At 71.7% G+C, this 279-nt stretch carries 1 pseudogene; it reads right to left on the bottom strand.

The window, feature by feature from the left end:
* A pseudogene (locus KVT32_RS29865) lies at nt 1–279 on the bottom strand (conjugative coupling factor TraD, PFGI-1 class); the annotation flags it as partial.

The raw sequence follows: 279 nt of genomic DNA, 5'->3' as shown, positions 1-279 counted from the left end.
CATCGTCGGCGCCGGTGGCCACCGCGCCGGGCTCGGCCGCAGCGGCATCGTCCAGCAGGTCGTCGGGCAAGGCCGCATCCTGCAAGGCCGACGAGCTGGTGAACTCCCACCACTGCGTGGCCTCGCTGTAGCTCTGGCGCATGTACCCGGCCAGTTGCTGCAGGCCCGCCGGCATCACTTCATCCGGGTCCGGCGCCGGCAGCGGCATACGCACCTTCCAGAGCTGGCCGCCCTGCAGCAGCGCGAAGCACTGGCCCTTGGGCAGGCCGACGACGTGTG

Origin of the sequence: Achromobacter sp. GbtcB20 (assembly GCF_019091095.1) — a bacterium.
GTDB classification, from domain to species: Bacteria; Pseudomonadota; Gammaproteobacteria; order Burkholderiales; family Burkholderiaceae_B; genus Achromobacter; species Achromobacter mucicolens.
The sequence above is the reverse complement of the archived record's forward strand: the minus strand, read 5'-3'. Positions and strand labels throughout refer to the sequence as shown.